This is a genomic window from Nocardia sp. NPDC127579 (assembly GCF_042672005.1).
In the GTDB taxonomy this organism is placed as follows: domain Bacteria; phylum Actinomycetota; class Actinomycetes; order Mycobacteriales; family Mycobacteriaceae; genus Nocardia.
On record NZ_JBHXVZ010000005.1, the window covers coordinates 461,023 to 484,124 of the forward strand.

The following is a 23,102-nucleotide window of genomic DNA, read 5'->3' on the forward strand; positions in this document are numbered from 1 at the left end:
CACAGCATATGCGGCGCTCCAGCTCCGACGCGAATCAGCGACCGCATCGAACTACGGCATGCGACAGGACGCCATGAATGCGAACATCTCGCTGGCGTCGGCAGAGCGATAGAAGTCGACCATGCGGGTGTTGAACTCCAGGCGGCGCGCGGCAGGCACGCTGATGGCATCCATGCCGTGGGACAACAGGACACCGTTCATCATCGCGCGGCCGGTGCGCTTGTTGCCGTCGTAATAGAACTGCCGGTACGCAGCGAACAAGAAGTAGGCGATGGCGCGCTCGAAGGGCGCGGCAGCCGACAACTCCAGGACACCCCGCTCGAACAACTCACGGAGATTATCGCCGCCCGGTTCGGTCGGAGGCGGGATATGTGCGCCGTACTCGCCGAGGTTCACAGCCACATTCGAGCGCTCGCGGCCCTCGCCTCGGAAGCATCCGGCTTCCAGCGCTTCGTCTTTGGCGATCAGATACTGCAAACGGTCGGATGTCGCCTTGTCCAGCCCGAACTGCCCTGCCTTGACCAACTCGTCCAGCAATCGCGCCGAATCGGCCAGTCCGATCACCTGTCGCTCGTCGCTGAGCTTTCGGCCGCCTACCGTCACGCCCTCCATCAAGGTCTGCACCTCCGGAAAGGTGAACGGGTTTCCTTCCAGCTGGGCGGCGTCCCACACCGATGCGGGCATGGCTTTGCGGTACCGCCACAGCACCCGCTCCACCGACGACACCTCGATATCGGTCGGCACTGCGGCCGGATCCCACGTGAAGCCCAGTGCTTCCACAGTCGTGCACCTCCTACCCGTCACACCCTATCGTCGGACCGTTCGAATACCCGGCTTCGTGCCTGCTCACAGGCCGAGTGAACGGACCAGGTCGAGCATTTCGGCGTGGTAGAGCTTGGCGGGGTCGCGGGACTGGGGGGTGAGGTGGCCGTAGATCTCGAGGGCGAGCAGCCCGTGCATGCGGCCCCACATGCGCAGGGCGAGGGCCAGGGCGGCGGGGGGAAGGTCCGGGAAGTCCTGGCGGACATGGGTGACGAGGTCGGGGTCGAAATCCGTCCAGGTCGCGTCGCCGATGGTTTGCCGGTGTGCGGCGCGCGGCCACGCGGCTGCCGCCAAGCCGACGAGTCCGGTGCAGGCGCGTAGCTCGGCGCTGCGCGCGGGGCCGCCCGGCGGCGGTTGATAGCCGAGGACCGGGTCGCCGTAGACGAGGCGGAACCCGGCGGGATTCTCGACCGCCCAGTCTCGAACGGTGGTGCCCCAGGCGATGATTCGGCCGCCGATATCGTCCGGGGGGATGGCGTCACGGGCGGCCTCGACGCGGTCGACGAGGGCCGTGTAGACGTCCGAGATCAGGGTGGTGATCAGGTCGTCGCGGGTGGCGAAGTAGCCGTAGAGGGCGCCCGCGGTCATGCCCATCGCACGCGCGATAGCGCGCAGAGTCACTGCGTCCGGGCCACTTTCGGCGAGCAGGCGCATGGCGATCGCCTTGATCTCCTGGGTCGCCTCGGCCCGCAGTCGTTCCCGTCGGGTCAGCATCACGGTTGACACTCTACAGCGTTTCGCTACTATCAGCCGTGCAAATGCTGAACGCCGTGTAGTAAATGAACTGCATGCAGAACAGGAGCGATCCATGAGAATCGGAGTATTCGGCGCGACCGGCACCATCGGCGCCCGGGTGGCGATCGAAGCACGGCGGCGCGGCCATGAGGTCACCGCCTTCGCCCGCGACGCCGCACGATTCCCCGCCGCCACGGCGGACACGACCTGGCAGGTGGCGAACTGGCTGGACGCCGACAGCATCGCCGACGCCATCGACGGCCTGGACGTGGTGATCAGCGCGGTCAACGCGGGCCACGGCATCGACGACACCATCGTCAACGCACAGAATTTCGTGATCGGCGCGCGGGCGATGGTGCGCGCTCTGGAACGGCATCCCGAAACCCGCGTCATCTCGGTGGGCGGCGGCGGCAGCCTGGAAGTCGCGCCCGGGCTCCAATTGGTCGATACCGGAACGGAATTCACGACGATCCTGACCGATGTGCTCGGCGTGCCCGCCGAATACCGGACCGTGATCCTCGCACTGCGCGAAGCACTGCACGTCTATCGACTGTCCAACCGCAAGTGGACCTATCTCAGCCCCTCCTCGGGACGGATCGACCCCGGCACCCGCACCGGCCGCTACCGCGTCGGTGACGATCAGATCCTGCCCGCCGACACCGACATCTCCGCCGAAGACCTCGCGGTCGCCCTCCTCGACGAGGCCGAGCACCCCCGCTATCTCCAGCGCCGCTTCACCGTCGCCGCAGCCTGACGGGAACTTCCCCCTGAATGCCCGAAGGCCCCGATCCAGTGGATCGGGGCCTTCGAGGTATGTGAAATCAGGCGTTGCCGGAGAGCTTCTCCCGCAGTGCCGCCAGCTGCGCGTCGCTGGCGAGCGAACCGCCGGCCGACTCGCTGGAGCTGGAGGACGTGGACGCCTGCGAACCACTCTCGGAGGAGTAGTTGCCGGAGGCGGTGCCATTGGCGGCCTCGGCGGCAGCGTCGGCCGCCATCTTCTCCATCTGAGCGGTGTGCATCTTGTGGCGACGCTCGGCCTCGGCGTAACGGCCTTCCCACTCTTCGCGCTGCTTGTCGAAGCCCTCGAGCCACTCGTTGGTGTCGGGGTCGAAGCCCTCGGGGAAGATGTAGTTGCCCTGCTCGTCGTAGCTGTCGGCCATGCCGTACTTCGACGGGTCGAACTCGGCGTGGTAATCCTCGTTCGCCTGCTTCAGCGACAGCGAGATCCGGCGACGCTCCAGGTCGATGTCGATGACCTTGACCATCGCGTCGTCGCCGACGGCGACAACCTGGTCCGGCACCTCGACGTGGCGCTCGGCCAGCTCGGAGATGTGCACCAGGCCCTCGATGCCCTCTTCGACGCGCACGAACGCACCGAACGGAACCAGCTTGGTGACCTTGCCCGGCACGATCTGGCCGATCGCGTGGGTGCGGGCGAACTGACGCCACGGATCTTCCTGGGTCGCCTTCAGCGACAGGGAGACACGCTCGCGGTCCAGATCGACGTCGAGCACCTCGACGGTGACCTCGGTGCCGACCTCGACGACCTCGGACGGGTGGTCGATGTGCTTCCAGGACAGCTCGGAGACGTGCACCAGGCCGTCGACGCCGCCCAGGTCCACGAAGGCACCGAAGTTGACGATCGAGGAGACCACACCCTTGCGGACCTGGCCCTTCTGCAGCTGGTGCAGGAACTCGCTGCGGACCTCGGACTGGGTCTGCTCGAGCCAGGCGCGGCGGGACAGGACCACGTTGTTGCGGTTCTTGTCCAGCTCGATGATCTTGGCCTCGATCTCCTTGCCGACGTACGGCTGGAGGTCGCGGACGCGACGCATCTCGACGAGGGAGGCGGGGAGGAAGCCACGCAGGCCGATGTCCAGGATCAGGCCGCCCTTGACGACCTCGATGACGGTGCCCTTGACGGCCTCGTCCTTCTCCTTGAGCTCCTCGATGGTGCCCCACGCACGCTCGTACTGCGCCCGCTTCTTCGACAGAATCAGGCGGCCTTCCTTGTCCTCCTTGGTGAGAACGAGGGCCTCGACCTCATCACCCACGGAAACGACCTCATTGGGGTCGACATCGTGCTTGATGGAGAGCTCGCGGGAGGGGATGACGCCTTCGGTCTTGTAACCGATGTCGAGCAGGACCTCGTCGCGATCGACCTTGACGATGGTTCCTTCGACGATGTCGCCGTCGTTGAAGTACTTGATCGTGGCGTCGATGGCGGCGAGGAAATCCTCGGCAGAGCCGATGTCGTTGACGGCTACCTGCGGCGAGGTGACGGTGGTGGGCATGTGTCGGTTTGCTCCGGACGGATTGTGGTCGGTTGCGGACATTGGAACTTTCGGTACGCTGCGTTCTCACCGCGACGATGCGACGACGGACACATAGGAACGTACCGCAAACCCCACTCGTGAAACTCAGCACGGGCGCTCTGATACTCAGTACTCTGTATCTGTCGGTGGATCGTTACTTCCGGACAGGTACACAGCAAGATATAAGCCACTCGCGACGTTCAGCGTACGCGACCTTGGTCGGCACGGGCAAACCGGTGTCGACGCCACGCCGTACTAAGGTGTCGGCGTGTCGGAAGATCGTCATGCGCAAGCAAACGCACTGCTAGGAACCGCCGGGACGGCGCGCACCCGGATCGGCTCGGCCGACAGCCAGCGTGCCAGCCGCCGCTGGTGGGACGCCGACGCCGACCAGTATCACCAGACCCACGCCGACTTCCTCGGCGTCGACTCCCCCGGCGGCGAGTTCGTCTGGTGCCCCGAGGGCCTGCACGAGGGCGATATGCGTCTGCTGGGCGAGATCGCGGGCAAGCGCATCCTCGAGATCGGCTGCGGCTCGGCGCCGTGCGCGCGCTGGCTGGCCGGTCAGGGCGCGCACCCGGTCGGCCTGGATCTGTCCGGCAAGATGCTGGCCCGCGGCCTGGCCGCGATGGCCGCGGGCGGGCCGCGTGTCCCGTTGGTCCAGGCGGGCGCCGAGGCGCTGCCGTTCGCCGACGAATCCTTCGACCTGGCCTGTTCGGCGTTCGGCGCGGTGCCCTTCGTCGCCGATTCCGCCCAGGTGATGCGGGAGGTGGCCCGGGTGCTGCGGCCGGGCGGGCGCTGGGTCTTCTCGGTCAATCATCCGATGCGCTGGATCTTCCCCGACGATCCGGGCCCGGCCGGGCTCACCGCGACCATCCCGTATTTCGACCGCACCCCGTATGTGGAGGTGGACAGCGACGGCGAACCCACCTACGTCGAGCATCACCGCACGATCGGCGACCGTGTCCGGGAAATCGTCGCGGCCGGTCTGCTGGTGACCGACATTCTCGAACCCGACTGGCCGGAGTGGCTGGACCGGGAGTGGGGGCAGTGGAGCCCGCTGCGCGGCGAACTCTTCCCAGGCACCGCCATCTTCGTCACCGAGAAACCGGCCTGAGGGGCCAGGCCGGTTCCTATTTCGATTTCGGGTCGCGGCCCGCTTCCTTCAAGGCCAGGCGCAGTGCGTATTCGATTTGCGCGTTGATGCTGCGCAGGTCGTCGGCCGCCCACTTGGCGAGGGCTTCGTGGACGGCCGGATCGAGCCGCAACAGGAGCTTCTTGCGTTCGGCGGGCATGGGCCGAACCTCTAGTTGTAGAGGGTGCCGGCGTTGACGACGGGCTGGGTCGCTCGGTCACCGCAGAGCACCACGAGCAGGTTGGAAACCATTGCGGCCCTTCGCTCTTCGTCGAGTTCGACCACGCCCTGTTCGGTGAGCCGCTCCAGTGCCAGACCGACCATGCCGACCGCGCCCTCGACGATGTGCGTACGCGCGGCGACGACCTGGGCGGCCTGCTGGCGGACCAGCATGGCCTGGGCGATCTCCGGCGCGTAGGCCAGGTGGGTGATGCGCGCCTCCAGCACCTCGATGCCGGCCAGCTCGGTCCGTTCCCGCAGTTCGACGGTGAGTTCCTCGGCGACCTCGGCACCATCGCGCAGGCTGGTGCGGGCGTCGTCGTGGGCGTCGTAGGGGTGCGAGGTGGCCAGGTGCCGGACGGCGGCCTCGGACTGGGTTTCGACGTATTCCTCGTAATCGTCCACGGCGAAGGCCGCTTTGAAGCTGTCGACCACGCGGTAGACCACGACGGCCGCGATCTCGACCGGGTTGCCGTCGGCGTCGTTGACCTTGAGCTTCTGGGTCTCGAAGTTGCGCACGCGCAGCGAGATGCTCTTGCGGTCGGTGAGCGGCACCGTGGAGTAGAAGCCCGGCGCGCTGATCGAGCCGATGTAGCGGCCGAAGAACTGCACCACCTTGGCCTCGTTCGGGTTCACCACGGTGAGCCCGGTGGCCAGCAGCAGGAGTATCACGACGACCACACAGGACGCGATCGCGCCGATCAGCGCGGCGATGTTGCCGTCCTTGGCGGCGACGAATCCGAATGCGGCCACACCGCCGAAGAACAGCGTGAGCACCAACCAGCCCACCAGTACGAGAAAGCCGTCGATGTGGAATGCGGACCTGAGCTTCATGACATCCTCCCAGTATCAAAGTGATATCACTAAGATAGCAGCCGACGTCGCTCAGCGTCCAGTGGCCCTGCGGCACGCTTCGGCATAGCCGCGCACCAGCGGCCGTCGATCCGCACGCCGCCAGGCCAGAGCGAGTTCGCTCGGACTGATGCCACGGACCGGCCGGACCACCACCCCCTCCCTGGCGATCAGCGGGGCATTGCCGGTCGCGAGCAGCACCACGCCGCGACCGTCGAGCACGGCCTCGTAGGTCTCCTCGGTGCTGGCGACCTCGCCGCCGATGCGCGGCGGGCGGCCGTCGCGGGCATCGAGCGCGAGCCAATAGTCGCGCAGCACGCCCGCGGCCGCGGGCAGGGCGAGGAACGGCTCGTCCAATAGATCCCCGAAATCGACGAACTCCCGGGCGGCCAGCGGATGCGCCTCGGGCAACGCGACCAGTCGCGGCTCGTGCGCGACGACGATCCACTGATAGCGCCGCGTGTCCGCGAGCGGCAGCCAGACGAAGGCCAGATCGGCGCTGCCGTCGGCCAGACCGGCGGTCGGATCGGCCCAACCCACTTGGCGCAGCACGGTTTTCGCCGTGGGATAAGTCGCGGTGAACCGGGAGCGGACCGCTGGGAGCAGCCCACGGCCCGGACTGGTACTGATCCCGATGGTGAGTGTCGCCGCCTGGGCCGCCTTCGCCGATTCCACCGCGACGCGGGCGGTTTCCCACGCGGCCAGTACCAGCCGAGCCTGCGGCAGCAGCGCCGCGCCGACCGGAGTCAGCCGGACCGAGCGGCCGTCGCGGTCGAAAAGCACCGCGCCCACCTGCTTTTCGAGCATCCGAATCTGCTTGCTGAGCGCGGGCTGGGAAATGAACAACCCTTCCGCCGCGCGGGTGAAATTCAACTGATCGGCCACCGCGACGAAATAGCGCAGATCCCTGCCGTGCACATCCATAACCAACGGTTATCACGACAGGTATTGGACGACAACCGTTGCCGACTGTGAAGCTGAGTCAGGTAACAACGAAGGAGAGATTGATGAGCAACCCCAAGATCTGGCTGGTGACCGGCGCGAGCAGCGGCTTCGGAAAGGCCATCGCCCAGAACGCCATCGACGCGGGCGACACGGTGATCGCGGTGGCCCGGCGGACGGCCGCACTGGACGACCTGGTCGCCGCGCACCCCGACCGGATCGAGGCGATCAGCCTGGACGTCACCGACACCGCGCGCATCGACACGGTCGTCGCGGATGTCCTCGCCCGGCACGGACGGATCGACGTGCTGGTCAACAATGCGGGACGCACCCAGGTCGGCGCGGTCGAGGAGACCACCGACGAGGAACTGCGGCAGCTGTTCGACCTGCACGTCTTCGGCCCGGCGGCGCTGATCAAAGCGGTGCTGCCGCACATGCGGGAGCAGCGCTCGGGCGCGATCGTGCAGCTGAGCAGCGTCGGCGGACAGCTGTCCTTCGCGGGCTTCGGCGCCTACAGCGCAACGAAATTCGCACTGGAGGGCCTGTCGGAGGCCTTGGCCGACGAGGTACGGCCCTTCGGCATCAAGGTGCTCGTGGTCGAGCCGGGCGCGTTCCGCACCGGCCTGTTCGGGCCGGGCGCGGCCTATTTCAGTGCCGAGCACCCCGCCTACGACGCGACCGCAGGCGCCACCCGCAGGATGGTGCAGGGCGGCGACGGCACCCAGCCCGGCGACCCGGCCAAGGCGGCCGCCGCGATCCGCACCGCGCTGGAGGCGGAGAACACGCCCCTGCGCCTGCCGCTCGGCAGCGACTCCGTCGATTCCCTGCTCGGACACCTGGACGCCGTGCGCGGTGAACTGCACGAGTGGGAAAAGGTCGCGCGCGCGACCGCTTTCGACGAGAACTGACTGCATTCGAACCACAGCGACTCCGCGCCGAATCGCCACCTCCGTTCTCGGACATCGCGATTCGGCCGCAGCGGTCACCCGGCCAGATCGAGGATTCACATGAACAGATTCCACAAGGTACTACCGGCGGCGCTGGTGGCGGTCGCCCTGCTGACCACCGCCTGCAGTGGAACCGATTCCGCGGCAGCATCTTCGAGCGCCACGGCCGAAACCGGTAAGCCCGAGCATCAGTTCCCCGGCCATACCCGGCTCGACCAGCTGGCCGGTGAATGGACCGCCGAGAAGCAGACATTCGTGGCGGGCGGGACACCCGAACGGCCGCTGATCTACCGCGATGTGGTGTCGCGCTGGCGCTGGATCACCAAGACCGGCAACAACTTCCTCCAGGAGGAGGTGCAGGGCATACAGGGTGACCGTACCTACTACCGGCTCGGCACGCTCGGCTACTCCCCCACCGACGACCGCTACGAGTGGAGCACCGTCGACAGCGTGACACCGATGATGATGACCTACCGTGGCGCGAAAGGCAGCGGCAGCGCCCGCGAGATCGTCATGGTGGGCGATTTCACCGATCCGGGGATCGCGGGGCACCCCGGCGCGACGATTCCGATGCGCACGGTGATCCGATTGGAGTCCGTGGACCGAACGGTCATGGAGATTTCGTTCACCCCGCCCGGTGAACCGGAGCGGCTGATCGATCGGGTCGTCCTCACCCGGCGCAGGTAACACCCACCCGGGTGCCGGATCAGGCAGGGAGGATGTTGCGGTTGAAGCGGAAAAGGTTGCGGGGGTCGTACTTTCGCTTCAGGTCGGCGAGTCGGCCGTAGGTGGCCGGGGTGTAGCCGCCGCGGGTCTGGGACGCACCGGCGGCGGCGCCCGCACCGTACAGGAAATTGAGGCTGTGGCCGATCGTCCACGGCTCCAACGCGGTACGGATCGCCACGAGTCCGTCCGGGGACGCGGTGCCCTCGGTCATGACGATGGCCCGCACGACGTAAGCAGCGTCGCGGTGCTCGACCACGGCTCCGGTCGGACTCGCGGCGGCCAGGGCCCCGCCCAGATGCCGGATGTCGAGCACCGCCTGCACCGGGCCGCCCGGCCCGGCCACGGAAAGCAAGGCGGACAACGTTTCCGGTGTCAGCTCGGACAGCAGGGCGTTGGTGGCGGCGTAGGCGTGCGGGTGCGGCGGATCACTGTGAATGGTGTCGGATTCGGCGTAGGGCATGGTGCGGAGGTCGTCCCTCAGACGGGGGCCCACCGCGCGTAGCGGCTCGACCAGCCGCTCCCCCTCCTCGTGGGATCCGTTGAACGCCACGCGGATCGACGCGACGAACCGGCCGCGCATGGGCTCGGGCACCTGCGGGATATCGGGGAAGGTGAGCATCGCGACTGTCGAGGTGAGCTCGTCGGGCAGGGTCGCGGTCCACTCCCGCCAAGCCGCCAGCGCCGGTTCGACGAGCGGGGTGTCGAAGACCAGCTGGCCGCCGTACACGGTGTCCACCGGTGCCAGGTCCAGTTCCAGCGCGGTCACCACTCCGAAGTTGCCGCCGCTGCCCAGTACCGCGCCGAAGAGTTCGTCCTCGGGGGTGAGGGTGCGCATCCGCCCCTCGGCGGTCACCAGCTCGATCCGCCGGACATGATCGGCGGCGTAGCCGAATTCCCGTGCCAGCAGGCCGATTCCGCCACCCAGGTGGTATCCGACCACGCCCACCGAGGGCGAGGACCCGGTCAGGGGCGCGAGCCCGTGTTCGGCAGCGGCCTCGATCAGCGCACCGGCTCGCACGCCGGCACCGACGCGCGCGGTTCGCGTCCGCGGGTCGATGTGGATGTCGGTCATCCGGCGGGTGCTGATCAGGATGCCACCGCCGTCGGCCGGGATCGACAGTCCGTGTCCCGTCGCCTGTACGGCGATCGGAAGTTCCTGCCGTGCCGCATATTCCACCGCCGAGCGCACATCCTCGGCGTGCCGGGCGGCGATCACCACCGCGGGGCGATGGGTGTAGGCCGTCTGAAAGCCGGCGATCTCGTCGTCGTATCCGGCCTCGCCGAGGCGGAAGACCGTACCGTCCATGAACTTCGTCGTGTGTGCCATGTCTTCGACTGTGCTCCGCCCGCAATCAGAAGTACAACAGATAGTTATTATCGAAACTAGAATCGACAGTTATGGAACTACGTCAACTCCGCTACTTCGTCACCGTGGTGGAAGAAGCGAATTTCACCCGCGCCGCGGCCCGGCTGCACCTGGCCCAGCCCGGGCTCAGCGCTCAGATCCGGCAGTTGGAGCGTGAGCTGGGGCAACCGCTGCTGGAGCGTGGGGCGCGGTCGGTCACGCTCACACCGGTCGGCGCGGCGGTCCTCCCGCACGCCCGCGCCGCCCTGGCCGCGGTCGAACAGGTCGCACACACCGTCGACGAATTCACCGGGCTGCTGCGCGGGCAGGTCCGCCTGGGTTTCGTCTCCGGGATCGCGGGCGAGGATTTCGATCTCGCGGCCGTGCTGGCCGCCTTCCACACCGACCATCCGCAGGTCGGTATCAGCCTGAGCGAGCACACCTCCGAGGAGATGCTGGACGGGCTGCGCCGCGGCGATCTCGATATCGCACTGGTCGGATTGCCCGGCGGCGACCTCGATCCGGGCCTCGAACGCGACATCGTCCTGGATACGGCGGTAGTGGCCGCCGTCGCACCCGACAGCGAATCCGGCCGGACCCGGATCACCCTGGCCGAGTTGGCCGATCGCCGCCTGATCTGTCTGCCGCCCGGTACCGGCATCCGTGGCGTCCTCGAACGGGCCTGCGCCGCAGCCGGACTCGTCCCCGAGATCGCTTTCGAAGCCGCCAACCCCGGCGTCCTGCTGCAATTGGCAGCCCACGGACTCGGCACCGCCGTCGTCCCCGAACTCACCGCCCCCGAGGCGGCCGAATTCGGCGTCCGCACCCTGGAAATCACCGAACCCCGGCTGCGCGGCCGGCTCGCCCTGGTCTGGCGGCGCGAACTCACCGGCAACCCGGCGACGAAAGTCCTCCTGGGACAACTCCGCATCGCCCTGACGGATCGCCGCTAGAACCCGGTTCGACATCATGGCACCCGGCCCGCGAAAACCGCTACCGCCGACCCGATCCGGGAACCGCTGCCCTGACGATCAAACCTGGCAGGCCGTGCCTTGCTGAGCCGAGGGTGTGCGGGCGCTGGGCGATCGGCGCCCGCACACCGGTGTCCTCAGAGCAATCGCGACAGGAACGACTTGGTCCGGTCGTGCTTCGGATCCGCCAAAAGCTCACGCGGCACACCGGCTTCGACGACCACGCCACCGTCCATGAACGCGAGCTGGTCGGCGACCTCGCGGGCGAAGCCCATCTCGTGGGTCACCACCACCATGGTCATGCCGCTGGCGGCGAGCTCCCGCATCACCTGCAGCACCTCACCGACGAGTTCTGGATCCAGTGCGGAGGTCGGCTCGTCGAACAGCATCAGCTTGGGGTCCATGGCCAGTGCCCGCGCGATGGCGACCCGCTGCTGCTGACCACCGGACAGCTGCGCGGGATAGGCATTCGCCTTGTCCGCCATGCCGACTCGCTCCAGCAGCTCCTTGGCCTTGGCGACCGCGTCGGCCTTCTTCATCTTCTTCACCTGGGTGGGCGCTTCGATGATGTTCTCCAGCGCCGTCCGGTGCGGGAACAGGTTGAAGTGCTGGAACACCATGCCGATATCGCGGCGCTGCCGGGCGGCGTCGCGCGGGTGCAGCTCGTAGAGCTTGTCGCCCTTCTGGCGGTAGCCGACGAGTTCCCCGTCGACATAGAGCCGACCGGCGTTGACCTGCTCCAGGTGATTGATGCAGCGCAGGAAGGTGGACTTGCCCGACCCCGAGGGCCCGATCAGGCACAGCACCTCACCGCGGCCCACCTCCAGGGAAATGCCCTTGAGCACCTGGAGTGCGCCGAAGTTCTTGCACACCCGATCGGCGACGATCATGGGCTTCACCGCTTCGCTCATTTCGCCTTCTCCACGGGGCCCTCCGCCGTGCCCTGGGCATCGGCCAGATCCTGCAACTGCTTGGCGGTCAACTGCCGGGAGATCCCGCGCGAGTAGTACCGCTCCAGATAGAACTGCCCGACCATCAGCACGCTGGTCACCGCCAGATACCAGGCCGCGGTCACCAGCAGCAGCGGCACCGGTTGCGCGTTGACGCTGGAGATCTCCCGGGCGCGGCCGTAGAGGTCCAGCGACAGCGGCAGCGCGGTGACCAGGGAGCTGGTCTTGAGCATGCCGATGAGCTCGTTGCCGGTCGGCGGAATGATGACGCGCATGGCCTGCGGCAGCACGGTGCGCCGCATGGTCTGGCTCCATGACATGCCCAGCGCGACGGAGGCCTCGCGCTGTCCCTCGCCGACCGAATTGATTCCGGCACGGACGATTTCGGCCATGTAGGCGGCCTCGTTCAGGCCCAGGCCGATCACCGCGAAGAGAAACGCGGCCTGCAATTCCTGGACATTGAAGTCGACGAACGACGGGCCGAACGGCACACCGAGGACGATGTGCTTGTACAGCGAGGGAAACAGACCCCAGAACACCAGCTGCACGTACACGGGGGTCCCGCGGAAGATCCAGATGTACACCCATGAGACGGACCGCAGCACCGGGTTCGGCGACAGCCGCATGACCGCGAGCAGGACACCGAGCGTGACAGCCAGCGCCATCGCCAGCACCGTCAGCTCGATCGTGACCAGCACACCGCTGAGGATGCGGGTATCGAACAAATACTTACCGAAGGTCGACCACTGGTATTCCTCTTTGGTCGCGGCGCCGTAGACGAACAGGCCGAGCAGAACGAGGATGATCGCCGCGGCGATCCAACGGCCCGGCCTGCGCAGGGGAACCGCTTTGATCGGTTCCGGCTCGGCCGGGTCGGCACCGTGCCCGGGATCGCCGGGCGCGGTGTCGGTATTCGGGTTGGACATGGATCAGCTCACGGCTCCGTTGATGGAGGCCTTCTCGATCGCGCCCTGCTGCACGCCCCAGTTCTCGCAGATCTTCTTGTACTGGCCGTTGTCGATCAGATGCTGCAACGCCTTCTGGAGCACGGGCGCCAGCGGCGAGCCCTTTGGAACGGCCCAGCCGTAGGGCTGCGATTCGAAGACGGCGCCGGCCGCTTCGATCTTGGCGCCGCTCTGCTTGATGGCGTACGCGGTCACCGGTGAGTCGGCGGACATGGCGTCGACCTGGCCCAGGACCAGGGCATTGGTCGCCGCGCTCTGCTCGTCGAAGGCCTTGATGTCGATCGGGGCCTTGCCGTCGGCGACGCACTTGGCGCTTTTGGCGGGCACTTCCTCGGTGTGCTCGTAGGTGGTGGCCTGCACCGCGACGCGCTTGCCGCAGGCGTTGTCCGGGTCGATCGGCTTGCCGGTCTGCTGTGCCCACTGCACGCCGGCGATGTAGTAGTTGGCGAAATCGACCTGCTGCTCGCGTTCCTTGGTGTCGGTGATCGAGGACATGCCGAGGTCGTAGGTGCCGGCCTGGATCGCGGGGATGATCTTGTCGAAGCCGGATTCGACGTAATCGGCCTTGACGCCGAGGACGCCGGCGATCGCGTCCATCAGGTCGACATCGAAGCCGACGATCTTGTCACCTTCGCGCCATTCGTTCGGCTGGTAGGGGACATTCACCCCGACCACGATCTTGCCAGCGGACTTGATCTTGTCGGGGAGCGTCGAGGCGATGGCATCGACCTTCTCCACGGTCTCCTTGGACACCGGGGCTCCGGTCTCCTCGGTATTCGAACAACCCGTCAGGATCAGTGCGCCACCGGTGAGTACGCACATCACCTCCAACGCGCGCCTGCCAAGCACGGTACGAACAGACACAGCAGCCCTCCACATTTCGGATACTGGAAACCCGGGTTTTACTACCCGTTTGGCAATCTAAGCGACCGAGACGCTTCGCGCTGGCAAGAAACGGAAGATTTACTCCGCCCTGCGCAGAACTTCTCTCACCGGGCAATCGACTACCGGCGGTGGACCCTAGCACAGATCTGCTCGGTGAATTCGCTGGTCGAGGCCATGCCGCCGAGATCGGCGGTGGCGATCCCGGCCTCGAACGCGGCGGCAACGGCACGCTCGATTCGCTCGCCCGCCTGCACCAGTACCGCCGTGTCGTCGCGGGTTCCCAGCCAGTTCAGCAACATCGCAGCAGACAACTGGAGCGCGACCGGATTGGCCCGATTGTGTCCGGCCAGACCCGGCGCGGCGCCGTGCACCGCCTGCGCCATGGCGCGCGACGCGGAGCAATTCAGTGACGGCGCCATGCCGAGCGAGCCGCTGAGCTCGCCCGCGAGGTCGGAAAGGATGTCACCGAAGAGGTTTTCGGTCACCACGACATCGAACTCGCCCGGCGCCCGGACCAGATGCGCGGCCATCGCGTCGACATGCTCGTCATCGACCTGAACGCCGGGATAGGAGTGCGCAATCTCATAGCAGACGTCGCGGAACAGGCCCATGGTCATCGGCAGCACGTTGGCCTTGTGCACGATGGTGACCCGCTTGCGCCGCGCCGACGCGAGCCGGAACGCTTCGTGCGCGATCAGCTCACAGGCCCGCCTGGTGACCACGCCGACGGCCATCGCCACCTCCGGGGTCGGCCGGAACTCCCCCGATCCGGCGAACATATTGCGGTCGGCGTAGAAGCCCTCACTGTTCTCCCGGACGATCACCAGATCGATATCCGGGGCGGTCGCGCGCACACCGCGGAATGCCCGGGCGGGGCGGACATTGGCGTACAGCCCGAAGTGCTTGCGGATCGCGCCACCCGGGGCGACCGCTCGGCGATGCTCGGCCGGATAGGAGGCATTGTCGTGCGGACCCAGAATCCAGGCATCCAGATCCTCGAGTGCGTGCAGCGTCGGTTCGGGCAGCGGCGTGCCGAACTCCTCGATCGCGCGCTGCCCCATCAGCAGCGGCGTCCACTCGACCGGCGGCGCGCCCGCCGCGGCCAGTGCCTCGTCCACCACCTGCCGGGTGGCCGGCACCACCTCGGGGCCGATTCCGTCACCGTCGATCAGACCTAGTCGTAGCGGTCGCACAGCTGTACTCACCGCATCATCCTCGCCCGTGCCCGGTCCGTGACCGGCCCTCGGGCCCACGGACACGCCGGGCGGGATTGCCGAACGACCCCACGGGGTAATCGGCGCGGGAGATGGAACACGTGGACGGCCGCCCACCGTTGACAGGGAAGATAGAGCTCGAGCCGGGCGTTACAGCTGGCAAACACTAGACGAGAGGACGTCATGGCGACCCAGACGCTGACCCAGCAGAACTTCGATGAGGTAGTCACCGGAAACGACGTGGTACTCGTCGATTTCTGGGCGGACTGGTGCGGTCCGTGCAAGCAGTTCGCACCGACCTTCGAGGCCTCCTCGGAGAAGTATCCCGACGTCGTACACGGCAAGGTCGACACCGAGGCCGAGCAGGGCCTGGCTGCGGCCGCGAACATCCGCTCGATCCCGACCATCATGGCGTTCCGCGAGGGCGTGCTGGTGTTCGCACAGCCGGGCGCGCTGCCGCCGGCCGCGCTGGAGGATCTCGTCACCCAGGTCAAGGGCCTGGACATGGACGAGGTGCGTCAGCAGATCGCCGCCCAGCAGCCCACTGCCGAATAGGCTGTCCGACGAACAGGCCGTTCACCCACGCGGTGAACGGCCTGTCTGTCTGCACCGAGCTATCCGCCGAGCCGGTTCACACCGGAAATCATTGCGCGAGCGGTGGACTCGGCGCCGTCATGGGCGAGTGCCGCACCCCAGCCACGCCGCCCGTTGACCTCGCACTGCACGAACGTGGCGGTGCCGAGCTCGGTGCGGCGCTGATGGAATTGCAGGATCTCGACCGGAAAGCCCTCTTCGTAGAGGGCCGAGGTGAGCGCCGCGACCGGGCTGCCGATGGCGGCGACGGACCGCAGGCGATCAGCGAATTCGAGCGTCGCGGTGAAGGCGGCGATCCGACCGCCGGTCGCGGCCCAGTCGCTGATGCGGATCGGGCCGTCGTGGCCGCAGTACCGCTCATGGAACTGTTCCGGTGTCATGCCGGCGCTTTCGGCCCGCAGGGCCCGGGGTGCAGCGGCGATGAACGTCGTTGTATCGAAAGTCAGTGTGCTCATTGCGATGTCAGGTCTTCCCGAAGAATGTCGGTGGAGGGGACCAGCTTCAACAATCAACAGCCCGCAGCGAGGGGGCCGGTCCGAATCAGACCCCGCTACGGCGGGTTACTACGAGAAGTCGCGCCTGCGCCACCATCGCGGTGAGCGGGAGCACAGCACCGAGGGCGTCGCGGGTCGCGACGGTCAGCACGTTGCTGTGGCGGCAGGCGGGATTCGGCACGCGATCGAGAATAGGCACAAACCCACTCGTTGGCAACCACATTCCGCAGCGGGTTTCACTACCCGCGAGTATCGTCCGCGCAGCTCACAGCGGGAATGCGGGCGGAGCGGGCGCTCGGTAGCCTGTGTGCCATGGGTCTCATCGCCATGACCATCCCCGGGCTCGCGATCGCGTTGATCGCAGCCGCGTTCGCCGAGGTCGCGTGGAATCGGCTCACCGGCACCCGCATCCTGCCCTGGACCAGACGCCGCAGCGGACACCCGGTCGCCGCCACCGGGTTCGAGGAGGTCACCGCGGCGTTCCAGGGGTCCAAGCACATCGAATTCGAGCAGCGGCTCACCACGCTCATGCACCGCGAGCAGGCCGGGGACGGCGCGCCGCCCCGTGACGAGATCGATCTCGTCACGGGGTCCGCGAAACTTGTTCGGTTACAACAGGATTCCTGACCAGCACGATCAGGAGGCCGGGGCCGGTACCGGCTCCGAGGTGCGGACGTCGCGGTGCAGGCCGCGGCGATCGTAGGCGGATGTGGCCCCGATACCGAGAGCGACGCCGACGGCCGAGCCCACCAGGGTCATCCAGAAGCCTTGTGACAGACCCGCTTCCGCATTGCCGTCGAACAGCAGGATAGCGCGCACGGCCAGGTAGATCTGATGCATCGGCTCGAAACGGGCCAGCGGCTCGATATAGCCGGGGACGGCCTCGAGCGGGACGGTGGCGGCCGAGGACGGCAGGCCGAGCACCACGAACAGGACCAGGTTGATCATCAGACCCGCGGTGCCGAAGGTCGCCAGTACCGCCAGTGCGGTGAACCCGACCGCGACGATGGCGAGGGTGCCGTACAGCCACAGCAGCAGCGGGCTGGTCACCGGCACACCCAACAGCTTCGCTGCGCCGAGGAATACGGCCGACAACACCGGGGCGGCGGCGCCGATCACCCCCCACTTGATGAAAAGGGTGCGCAGGCGGCTGACGCCGGCGCGCGGCGGATGGACGAACAGCGGGCCGTATTCGGTCGGGGTGAAACCGAGGTCCGAGTCGATCAGGGTGTGGATGATCATCGCGCCGGTGAACCCGGCGAGCAGCAGGATCAGGGTGTAGAAGAAGGCCACCAGGCCCTGGCCCGCGCCGTCGGGCATGGGCCGGAACGGCGTCTCGATGATGCGGACCGGGTCGGCGATGGCCAGGCGCGCCGCGCCGCTGATCTCGGCCGCGCCCTCGGGGCCCACGGTGGTCCGCACCCGGTCGGTGAGATTCGCGCCGACGGTCTGCTGGACCTGCGCCAGGGCGCGATCGGCGATGCGGGTCATGATGCCCGCGGTGTAGGGGCCCATGCGCGGGTTGTTCAGCACGGTGATGACCGGGCGTTCCACGTCGCCGGGGACGACCGCGGCGGCGCCGAGTATGGCCAGGCGCTTGGTGAAGTCGGACGGGATGACGATCGCGCCGTAGACCTCGCCGTTCTCCAACTGCGCACGCGCACTGGCGATTCCGACGACGCGCAGGTCAACCTTGTCGGCCGGGATGCCGGCGGCCAGGGCCTCGGCGATCTGGGCGCCGAAATTGGCGGGCTTGCCGTCGATGGTGTCGCCGAGGTCCTGATCGACCAGGGCGACCGGGAAGTCGTGCAGGTTCTTTTCGGTATTGCTGGCATAGCCGAGGTACATGGTGGCGAGCAGCGCGGCGAACACGGTCAGCAGGGCGACCGGCGCGGTGAATTTCCGAACTGTCATGCCCATGAATGTAGGCAGTGCCTACAAAGTAGTCAATGCCTACTTCTTGTTATCCTGCACTCACCATGTCCCGATCCCGCTCCCGCTCCTACCACCACGGCGACCTGCGCGCCGAACTCCTGCAGCGCGCCGAGACCACGCTGCGCGAATCCGGAGCCGACCGGCTGTCACTACGGCAACTGGCCCGCGACACCGGAGTCAGCCATGCCGCACCCACCCGCCACTTCCGGGACAAACAGGCTCTGCTCGACGCGCTCGCGGTCGCGGGATTCGAACGGCTCGCAGCCGATTTCGAGAACCTCACCGCCGCCGACACGCCCACCGCGACGGTGCGCAGCATGGCCCGCATCTACCTACGGTTCGCCATCGAGGAGTCCGCGCTGCTGGCCCTGATGTTCGCCCGACGCCACAGCCCCGTCGCCGGTGACGCCATGTCCGAGGCGGTGGACCGCGCGTTCGCCGTCCCCGTCACCCTCATCGCCGAAGCACAGGCCCGCGGCGAGATCATCCCCGGCGACCCCCGCCGCATCGCCCTCACCGCCGTAGCCGCCCTCCAGGGCCTGGCCACCTTCCTCGGCTCCGGCCTCGTCGTCCCCGAAGCCACCGACGAGTGGCTCGACGACCTCGTCACCCACCTCACCCTGGGCCTGCAACCCCGCTGACGCCGCACCACGCGGAATCGACGCCGCTACCGGTCCAGCCGGATTCGTATGCCCGCCATACGCTTCGAGCCGCCGCGCAGCGCGCTGCCCGCCAGCCCGATCCGGGCGGCCAGTCCGTACTTACGCTTCATCAGAGCGACGAAGTGCGCACTCGCGCCCGGCGTCAGCACCTCGGCGATGCCGGAGACGGAAGCGCCGAGCGGCTTGCCACGCCAATCGCACGAAGCGACGGTCACCCGGCCGCTGTTGCGGATTCGCTGCACCTTTCCGGCGTCCGCCGCGCTCCACACCGCCAGCGCCGCTCCGTCACGCATCACCCAGACGGGGGTGGGGACCGGCGTGGCGTCCCGGCGAAAAGTGGTGAGCAGCAGATACTTTCCGGCCGCCAGATCGTCCAGCACCGTGTCGATGTTCTCCATGCGAGAATACTAACCAGTTAGTTAGTTTGCCGTCCGGACCCGCTCCATGACGAGCACGACGCAGTTGAAAGGACTCCGCATGGGGCGATTCGTTTGGACCTTGCTCGCCGGATTCGCCCTCGGCACCCCCGCTGTCCCCATCGGTCTTTCCCTGTCCCTCCCCGGCCCGATCGCGCTGTTCGCGGTGCTGCTGGGAGCGGCGTGCGGTGTCGTTTTCGCGGTGTTCGCCATGGAACGAACGCGCCTACGCTGGCAGTCCTGGCGTGCCCGCTACACACCGGCTGCGGAACAAGCCGATACGGCGACGGCGGCCGACGAAAGGACCGCTCCCGGCACGATTCCCGCGGCAACGCAGGCCCGGCTGTCCAGCGCCGCGGGGCAGCGGGCACGACGAGTCCTCGCCCGGTTCGGCACAGCGGGTTTCGGAATTCTGGGCCCAGCCCTGTTCGGCACTTGGGGCTCGGCCCTACTCGGTGCGGCGCTGGGTATCCCCCGCTGGCGGCTCATCCGCTGGCTGATGACCGGAGTCGCCCTGTGGTGCACGGTGCTGCTGGTCGCCTCGGATGCGGCCTTCGGCCTCTTCGGAATCGGATGACACCGCGGGACCGAGCCGGTGCCCACCGAGCCCGAGCCAACCGGTCGGCCGTCACTACGATGGCCATCATGTCCCGAGCCGACGCCACCAAGACGCGCATCCTCGAGGCGGCCACCGCCGAGTTCGCGACATACGGCATCGCCGGTGCCCGCGTCGACCGGATCGCCAAGAACGCGGCGGCCAACAAGAACCTCATCTACATCTACTTCTGCAGCAAGGACCAGCTCTTCGACGCGGTCTTCGACACCCACGTCACCCACGGCCTGCACTCGGTTCCCTTCACCCCCGACGACCTCCCCGAGTACGCCGGACGGCTCTTCGACTACTGCCAGGCCCATCCCGAGGTCGTCCGGCTGGCCACCTGGCACCGCCTCGAGCGCGGCGACCAGAACTCTGGCGACGCGACGCCGACAGCGCGCAACGCCGAACTCGAAGCGCTTGCCGCCGTGCAGCAGACCGACAGCATCGGCTCCGGCTTCTCACCGCCCGCACTGCTGACCCTCGTCCTGAGCATCGCGCTCGCGTGGAACCCGACCAATACCGCCGGCCTGTCCGCCTCCGAAACCCGAGCCGAGACCACAGAAGTCCGTCGCCGCGCCATCATCGAAGCGGTGCGCCGTCTCCTGTGAACCGGAGCGAGCTCGGGCGAGGTCAGTGGGCGGCGGAGTCCCAGCTGCGGCCGGTGCCGACGGAGACGTCGAGGGGAACGGAGAGGTGGATGGCGGCGGACATGTGCTGGCGGGCAAGGGCTTCGAGGGTTTCGCGCTCGCCGTCGGCTACTTCGAAGACGAGTTCGTCGTGGATTTGCAGGAGCATGCGGGAGCGCAGGCCGGCAGCGTCGATCGCGCGGTGGACATTGATCATGGCCACCTTGATGATGTCGGCGGCAGTGCCCTGGATGGGGGCGTTGAGGGCCATGCGCTCGGCGGCCTCGCGCCGCTGGCGGTTACTGGAATCCAGATCGGGCAGGTAGCGGCGGCGGCCGAACAGGGTTTCGGTGTAGCCGACCTTGCGGGCCTGATCGACCACGTCCTGGAGGTAATCGCGGATACCGCCGAAGCGTTCGAAGTAGACGTCCATCTGCTCCTTGGCTTCCTGGGTGCTGATCTTCAGCTGCGCGGACAGGCCGAACGCACTCAGGCCGTAGGCCAGACCGTAGGACATCGCCTTGATCCGTCGGCGCATCTCCGGATTCACTTCCGACAGCGGAATGTCGAACGCCTTGGACGCGACGAAGGTGTGCAGATCCTCACCGGAATTGAAGGCCTCGATCAGGCCCTCGTCGCCGGACAGGTGCGCCATGATCCGCATCTCGATCTGGCTGTAATCCGCGGTCATCAACTCGCCGAAGCCGGGACCGACGACGAAGGTGTCGCGGATCTGGCGACCGGTGTCGGTGCGGATCGGAATGTTCTGCAGATTCGGCTCGGTGGAGGACAACCGGCCGGTGGCGGCGATGGTCTGGTTGAAGGTGGTGTGGATCCGCCCGTCGGCGGCGACCGATTTGAGCAGGCCGTCGACGGTGACCTTGAGCCGGGTGGCATCACGATGCTCGAGCAGATGCTGGAGGAACGGGTGCTCTGTCTTCTCGTACAGCGATTCCAGCGCGTCGGCGTCGGTGGTGTAGCCGGTCTTGGTGCGCTTGGTCTTCGGCATGTCGAGCTCGTCGAACAGCACCACCTGCAACTGCTTGGGCGAGCCCAGGTTGATCTGCTTGCCGATCACCGCGTAGGCGGCGTCGGCGGCCGCGGCGACCTTGTCGGCGAACTGCCGCTGCAGCGTCTCGAGCTGGTCGACGTCGACGGCGATGCCCGCGTCCTCCAGGCGGCTCAGCACCCCGAGCAGCGGCAGCTCCATATCGTCGAGCAACGCCACGGATTCGATCTGCTGGAGTTCGGTGTCCAGCGCGGCGGCCAGGTCGAGCACGGCGCGGGCGCGCAGCATCTCGGTCTGCGCGGCCTCGGCGTCGACTGTCTCGGCATCGTCGAGCAGTGAGAGCTGCTTGGTCTCATCGGTTTCGGCGCGCAGCTCGCGATGCAGGTAGCGCAGCGAGAGATCGTCGAGGTTGAAACTGCGCTGACCCGGCCGGACCAGGTAGGCGGCCAGCGCGGTATCACTGGTGAGCCCGCCGAGCACCCAACCGCGCCCGCGCAGCGCGTGCATGGCCGCCTTGGCCTCGTGCAGCGCCTTGGGCACCTGCGGGTCGGCGAGCCACGCGCCGAGTGCCGCCTCGTCCTCCGGGGTGAGCACGGTGACGTCGATATAGCCGCTCTCGTCGTCGGCGGCGGCGATGGCGAGGGCCTGCACGTCACCGTCGCCCGGGGTGCCGCGCCCGACCAGGGAGACACCGTGGCGCACACCGGCCTTCGCGTGTTCGGCGAGCCAGCTCGCGACGCCACCGACCTCGATCGCGCCGCCGCTGATCTCGAACCCGGATTCGGCCTCGGGCTCCTTCGGGGCGAGAGTTTCGAACAGCCGATCGCGCAGCACCCGGAACTCGAGGTCGTCGAAGAGCTGGTGGATCCTGTTGCGGTCCCAGGGCTGCTGGGCCAGCTGATCGGGCGTGTAGGGCAGCGGCACATCCCGGATCATCTCGGTGAGTTGCCGATTGAGCACCACACTGGACAGATTGGCGCGCAACGCGTCACCGACCTTGCCCTTCACCTGGTCGACCTTTTCCACCAGGGTGTTCAGATCGCCGTATTCGCGCACCCATTTGGCGGCCGTCTTCTCGCCGACGCCGGGGATGCCGGGCAGGTTGTCGCTCGGGTCGCCACGCAGGGCCGCGTAGTCGGGGTACTGGGTGGGGGTGAGACCGTATTTCGCCAGCACCTCGTCGGGGGTGAAACGGGTGAGATCGGAGACGCCCTTGCGCGGGTACAGCACAGTGACGTTCTCGTTGACCAGCTGAATGGAATCGCGATCACCCGAGACGATGAGCACGCGGTACCCCTGGGCGACGGCCTGGGTGGTCAAAGTCGCGATGACATCGTCGGCCTCGAAACCATCGATGGCCATGACCGGGATGCCGAGCGCGCCCAGCACGTCCTTGGTGAGCTCGACCTGGCCGCGGAACTCGTCGGGCGTCTGGCTGCGGTTGGCCTTGTATTCCGGATACGCCTCGGTGCGGAACGTCTTGCGGGACACGTCGAACGCGGCGGCGACGTGGCTGGGCTTCTCGTCGCGCAGCAGATTGATCAGCATGGCGGTGAAGCCGTACACGGCGTTGGTGGTCTGCCCGGTGACGGTCTTGAAGTTCTCGGCGGGCAGCGCGAAGAACGCGCGATAGGCGATGGAGTGACCATCCAGCAGTAGCAGCGTCGGCCGCTCCCCCGGAGCTTCGGCGGAGCTGGCGGCAGAACCCGGACGCTGATCAGTGGTCACTGGAGTCACGGCTCAGA

At 67.4% G+C, this 23,102-nt stretch carries 26 protein-coding genes; 10 read left to right on the forward strand and 16 right to left on the reverse strand.

What is annotated here, in order from left to right:
- Window positions 1-51: 51 nt before the first annotated feature.
- Window positions 52-780, reverse strand: coding sequence for a Fic family protein (locus ACFVMC_RS20255; protein ID WP_379212292.1), 729 nt, complete (start codon window positions 778-780; stop codon window positions 52-54).
- Window positions 781-846: 66 nt separating this feature from the next.
- Window positions 847-1,536: a TetR/AcrR family transcriptional regulator gene (locus tag ACFVMC_RS20260; RefSeq protein ID WP_379212450.1), complete on the reverse strand. Its 690-nt coding sequence runs from the start codon at window positions 1,534-1,536 to the stop codon at window positions 847-849.
- 94 nt (window positions 1,537-1,630) lie between these two features.
- Between ACFVMC_RS20260 and ACFVMC_RS20265 the strand changes: the two genes are divergently transcribed.
- Complete coding sequence (locus ACFVMC_RS20265) at window positions 1,631-2,311, forward strand: NAD(P)-dependent oxidoreductase (protein ID WP_379212294.1); 681 nt, start codon at window positions 1,631-1,633, stop codon at window positions 2,309-2,311.
- A 67-nt stretch (window positions 2,312-2,378) separates the two neighbouring features.
- On the opposite strand, the gene rpsA is transcribed toward ACFVMC_RS20265, so the two are convergent.
- Window positions 2,379-3,851 (reverse strand): 30S ribosomal protein S1, encoded by a 1,473-nt coding sequence (rpsA, locus tag ACFVMC_RS20270; protein WP_379212296.1) that lies wholly within the window; start codon window positions 3,849-3,851, stop codon window positions 2,379-2,381.
- Window positions 3,852-4,140: 289 nt separating this feature from the next.
- Between rpsA and ACFVMC_RS20275 the strand changes: the two genes are divergently transcribed.
- Complete coding sequence (locus ACFVMC_RS20275) at window positions 4,141-4,989, forward strand: class I SAM-dependent methyltransferase (RefSeq protein ID WP_379212298.1); 849 nt, start codon at window positions 4,141-4,143, stop codon at window positions 4,987-4,989.
- Between the two features lie 16 nt (window positions 4,990-5,005).
- On the opposite strand, the gene ACFVMC_RS20280 is transcribed toward ACFVMC_RS20275, so the two are convergent.
- Genes ACFVMC_RS20280 through ACFVMC_RS20290 form a run of 3 tightly spaced genes read right to left on the reverse strand, consistent with a single transcriptional unit; the run spans window position 5,006 to window position 7,002 of the window.
- Complete coding sequence (locus ACFVMC_RS20280) at window positions 5,006-5,167, reverse strand: toxin-antitoxin system HicB family antitoxin (RefSeq protein ID WP_379212300.1); 162 nt, start codon at window positions 5,165-5,167, stop codon at window positions 5,006-5,008.
- 11 nt (window positions 5,168-5,178) lie between these two features.
- Window positions 5,179-6,060, reverse strand: a complete 882-nt coding sequence (locus tag ACFVMC_RS20285) for an SPFH domain-containing protein (RefSeq protein WP_379212302.1) — start codon at window positions 6,058-6,060, stop codon at window positions 5,179-5,181.
- A 51-nt stretch (window positions 6,061-6,111) separates the two neighbouring features.
- A complete protein-coding gene (locus ACFVMC_RS20290) occupies window positions 6,112-7,002 on the reverse strand; it encodes a LysR family transcriptional regulator (protein ID WP_379212304.1) in 891 nt (296 codons plus the stop codon).
- A gap of 83 nt (window positions 7,003-7,085) precedes the next feature.
- Here ACFVMC_RS20290 and ACFVMC_RS20295 point away from each other — a divergent pair, with 83 nt between their 5' ends.
- Window positions 7,086-7,928, forward strand: coding sequence for an oxidoreductase (locus tag ACFVMC_RS20295; protein ID WP_379212306.1), 843 nt, complete (start codon window positions 7,086-7,088; stop codon window positions 7,926-7,928).
- A 99-nt stretch (window positions 7,929-8,027) separates the two neighbouring features.
- The gene (locus tag ACFVMC_RS20300; protein WP_379212308.1) at window positions 8,028-8,654 is read left to right on the forward strand and encodes a DUF1579 family protein; all 627 of its coding nucleotides are present in this window, start codon (window positions 8,028-8,030) and stop codon (window positions 8,652-8,654) included.
- A 19-nt stretch (window positions 8,655-8,673) separates the two neighbouring features.
- On the opposite strand, the gene ACFVMC_RS20305 is transcribed toward ACFVMC_RS20300, so the two are convergent.
- Window positions 8,674-10,020 (reverse strand): FAD-binding oxidoreductase, encoded by a 1,347-nt coding sequence (locus ACFVMC_RS20305; RefSeq protein ID WP_379212310.1) that lies wholly within the window; start codon window positions 10,018-10,020, stop codon window positions 8,674-8,676.
- A 71-nt stretch (window positions 10,021-10,091) separates the two neighbouring features.
- Between ACFVMC_RS20305 and ACFVMC_RS20310 the strand changes: the two genes are divergently transcribed.
- Window positions 10,092-10,991 carry a LysR family transcriptional regulator gene (locus tag ACFVMC_RS20310; protein ID WP_379212312.1) on the forward strand — a complete coding sequence of 300 codons (900 nt, stop codon included), beginning with the start codon at window positions 10,092-10,094 and terminating at the stop codon, window positions 10,989-10,991.
- A 155-nt stretch (window positions 10,992-11,146) separates the two neighbouring features.
- Here the strand turns inward: ACFVMC_RS20310 and ACFVMC_RS20315 are convergent, their stop codons facing one another.
- From ACFVMC_RS20315 to ACFVMC_RS20330, 4 genes are all read right to left on the reverse strand, one after another.
- On the reverse strand, window positions 11,147-11,899 hold the full coding sequence (locus ACFVMC_RS20315; protein ID WP_379212452.1) for an amino acid ABC transporter ATP-binding protein: 753 nt from the start codon (window positions 11,897-11,899) through the stop codon (window positions 11,147-11,149).
- 17 nt (window positions 11,900-11,916) lie between these two features.
- Window positions 11,917-12,885, reverse strand: a complete 969-nt coding sequence (locus tag ACFVMC_RS20320; RefSeq protein WP_379212314.1) for an amino acid ABC transporter permease — start codon at window positions 12,883-12,885, stop codon at window positions 11,917-11,919.
- Window positions 12,886-12,888: 3 nt separating this feature from the next.
- Entirely contained in the window at window positions 12,889-13,746 is an 858-nt protein-coding gene (locus ACFVMC_RS20325; protein ID WP_379212454.1) for an ABC transporter substrate-binding protein, read from the reverse strand.
- Window positions 13,747-13,928: 182 nt separating this feature from the next.
- Complete coding sequence (locus ACFVMC_RS20330) at window positions 13,929-15,014, reverse strand: isocitrate/isopropylmalate dehydrogenase family protein (RefSeq protein WP_379212316.1); 1,086 nt, start codon at window positions 15,012-15,014, stop codon at window positions 13,929-13,931.
- A 192-nt stretch (window positions 15,015-15,206) separates the two neighbouring features.
- Between ACFVMC_RS20330 and trxA the strand changes: the two genes are divergently transcribed.
- Entirely contained in the window at window positions 15,207-15,578 is a 372-nt protein-coding gene (gene trxA, locus ACFVMC_RS20335; RefSeq protein WP_379212318.1) for a thioredoxin, read from the forward strand.
- Between the two features lie 59 nt (window positions 15,579-15,637).
- On the opposite strand, the gene ACFVMC_RS20340 is transcribed toward trxA, so the two are convergent.
- Together ACFVMC_RS20340 and ACFVMC_RS20345 are read right to left on the reverse strand one after the other, a co-directional pair.
- Window positions 15,638-16,072 (reverse strand): 2-keto-3-deoxygluconate kinase, encoded by a 435-nt coding sequence (locus ACFVMC_RS20340; protein ID WP_379212320.1) that lies wholly within the window; start codon window positions 16,070-16,072, stop codon window positions 15,638-15,640.
- Between the two features lie 85 nt (window positions 16,073-16,157).
- The gene (locus ACFVMC_RS20345) at window positions 16,158-16,292 is read right to left on the reverse strand and encodes a hypothetical protein (RefSeq protein ID WP_379212321.1); all 135 of its coding nucleotides are present in this window, start codon (window positions 16,290-16,292) and stop codon (window positions 16,158-16,160) included.
- A 131-nt stretch (window positions 16,293-16,423) separates the two neighbouring features.
- On the opposite strand from ACFVMC_RS20345, the gene ACFVMC_RS20350 reads away from it, so the two are divergent.
- The gene (locus tag ACFVMC_RS20350) at window positions 16,424-16,738 is read left to right on the forward strand and encodes a DUF6191 domain-containing protein (RefSeq protein WP_379212323.1); all 315 of its coding nucleotides are present in this window, start codon (window positions 16,424-16,426) and stop codon (window positions 16,736-16,738) included.
- Window positions 16,739-16,747: 9 nt separating this feature from the next.
- On the opposite strand, the gene ACFVMC_RS20355 is transcribed toward ACFVMC_RS20350, so the two are convergent.
- Window positions 16,748-18,025, reverse strand: coding sequence for a DUF3533 domain-containing protein (locus ACFVMC_RS20355; RefSeq protein ID WP_379212325.1), 1,278 nt, complete (start codon window positions 18,023-18,025; stop codon window positions 16,748-16,750).
- 65 nt (window positions 18,026-18,090) lie between these two features.
- Here ACFVMC_RS20355 and ACFVMC_RS20360 point away from each other — a divergent pair, with 65 nt between their 5' ends.
- The gene (locus ACFVMC_RS20360) at window positions 18,091-18,687 is read left to right on the forward strand and encodes a TetR/AcrR family transcriptional regulator (protein WP_379212327.1); all 597 of its coding nucleotides are present in this window, start codon (window positions 18,091-18,093) and stop codon (window positions 18,685-18,687) included.
- A gap of 26 nt (window positions 18,688-18,713) precedes the next feature.
- Here the strand turns inward: ACFVMC_RS20360 and ACFVMC_RS20365 are convergent, their stop codons facing one another.
- Window positions 18,714-19,106 carry a PPOX class F420-dependent oxidoreductase gene (locus ACFVMC_RS20365; protein WP_379212329.1) on the reverse strand — a complete coding sequence of 131 codons (393 nt, stop codon included), beginning with the start codon at window positions 19,104-19,106 and terminating at the stop codon, window positions 18,714-18,716.
- A gap of 79 nt (window positions 19,107-19,185) precedes the next feature.
- Here ACFVMC_RS20365 and ACFVMC_RS20370 point away from each other — a divergent pair, with 79 nt between their 5' ends.
- Both ACFVMC_RS20370 and ACFVMC_RS20375 read left to right on the forward strand, forming a co-directional pair.
- On the forward strand, window positions 19,186-19,701 hold the full coding sequence (locus ACFVMC_RS20370; protein WP_379212331.1) for a hypothetical protein: 516 nt from the start codon (window positions 19,186-19,188) through the stop codon (window positions 19,699-19,701).
- A gap of 68 nt (window positions 19,702-19,769) precedes the next feature.
- Window positions 19,770-20,330 (forward strand): TetR family transcriptional regulator, encoded by a 561-nt coding sequence (locus ACFVMC_RS20375; RefSeq protein ID WP_379212333.1) that lies wholly within the window; start codon window positions 19,770-19,772, stop codon window positions 20,328-20,330.
- Between the two features lie 22 nt (window positions 20,331-20,352).
- Here ACFVMC_RS20375 and polA read toward each other — a convergent pair whose 3' ends face one another.
- Entirely contained in the window at window positions 20,353-23,085 is a 2,733-nt protein-coding gene (gene polA / locus ACFVMC_RS20380; RefSeq protein WP_379212456.1) for a DNA polymerase I, read from the reverse strand.
- Window positions 23,086-23,102 lie beyond the last annotated feature (17 nt).

Bases quoted from the DNA above. Each gene is read 5' to 3' on its own strand.
- ACFVMC_RS20260 (WP_379212450.1), bottom strand. From the start codon at position 1,536: ATGCTGACCCGACGGGAACGACTGCGGGCCGAGGCGACCCAGGAGATC.
- ACFVMC_RS20265 (WP_379212294.1), top strand. From the start codon at position 1,631: ATGAGAATCGGAGTATTCGGCGCGACCGGCACCATCGGCGCCCGGGTG.
- rpsA (WP_379212296.1), bottom strand. From the start codon at position 3,851: ATGCCCACCACCGTCACCTCGCCGCAGGTAGCCGTCAACGACATCGGC.
- ACFVMC_RS20280 (WP_379212300.1), bottom strand. From the start codon at position 5,167: ATGCCCGCCGAACGCAAGAAGCTCCTGTTGCGGCTCGATCCGGCCGTC.
- ACFVMC_RS20285 (WP_379212302.1), bottom strand. From the start codon at position 6,060: ATGAAGCTCAGGTCCGCATTCCACATCGACGGCTTTCTCGTACTGGTG.
- ACFVMC_RS20290 (WP_379212304.1), bottom strand. From the start codon at position 7,002: ATGGATGTGCACGGCAGGGATCTGCGCTATTTCGTCGCGGTGGCCGAT.
- ACFVMC_RS20295 (WP_379212306.1), top strand. From the start codon at position 7,086: ATGAGCAACCCCAAGATCTGGCTGGTGACCGGCGCGAGCAGCGGCTTC.
- ACFVMC_RS20300 (WP_379212308.1), top strand. From the start codon at position 8,028: ATGAACAGATTCCACAAGGTACTACCGGCGGCGCTGGTGGCGGTCGCC.
- ACFVMC_RS20305 (WP_379212310.1), bottom strand. From the start codon at position 10,020: ATGGCACACACGACGAAGTTCATGGACGGTACGGTCTTCCGCCTCGGC.
- ACFVMC_RS20310 (WP_379212312.1), top strand. From the start codon at position 10,092: ATGGAACTACGTCAACTCCGCTACTTCGTCACCGTGGTGGAAGAAGCG.
- ACFVMC_RS20315 (WP_379212452.1), bottom strand. From the start codon at position 11,899: ATGATCGTCGCCGATCGGGTGTGCAAGAACTTCGGCGCACTCCAGGTG.
- ACFVMC_RS20320 (WP_379212314.1), bottom strand. From the start codon at position 12,885: ATGTCCAACCCGAATACCGACACCGCGCCCGGCGATCCCGGGCACGGT.
- ACFVMC_RS20325 (WP_379212454.1), bottom strand. From the start codon at position 13,746: ATGTGCGTACTCACCGGTGGCGCACTGATCCTGACGGGTTGTTCGAAT.
- trxA (WP_379212318.1), top strand. From the start codon at position 15,207: ATGGCGACCCAGACGCTGACCCAGCAGAACTTCGATGAGGTAGTCACC.
- ACFVMC_RS20340 (WP_379212320.1), bottom strand. From the start codon at position 16,072: ATGAGCACACTGACTTTCGATACAACGACGTTCATCGCCGCTGCACCC.
- ACFVMC_RS20350 (WP_379212323.1), top strand. From the start codon at position 16,424: ATGGGTCTCATCGCCATGACCATCCCCGGGCTCGCGATCGCGTTGATC.
- ACFVMC_RS20355 (WP_379212325.1), bottom strand. From the start codon at position 18,025: ATGACAGTTCGGAAATTCACCGCGCCGGTCGCCCTGCTGACCGTGTTC.
- ACFVMC_RS20360 (WP_379212327.1), top strand. From the start codon at position 18,091: ATGTCCCGATCCCGCTCCCGCTCCTACCACCACGGCGACCTGCGCGCC.
- ACFVMC_RS20365 (WP_379212329.1), bottom strand. From the start codon at position 19,106: ATGGAGAACATCGACACGGTGCTGGACGATCTGGCGGCCGGAAAGTAT.
- ACFVMC_RS20370 (WP_379212331.1), top strand. From the start codon at position 19,186: ATGGGGCGATTCGTTTGGACCTTGCTCGCCGGATTCGCCCTCGGCACC.
- ACFVMC_RS20375 (WP_379212333.1), top strand. From the start codon at position 19,770: ATGTCCCGAGCCGACGCCACCAAGACGCGCATCCTCGAGGCGGCCACC.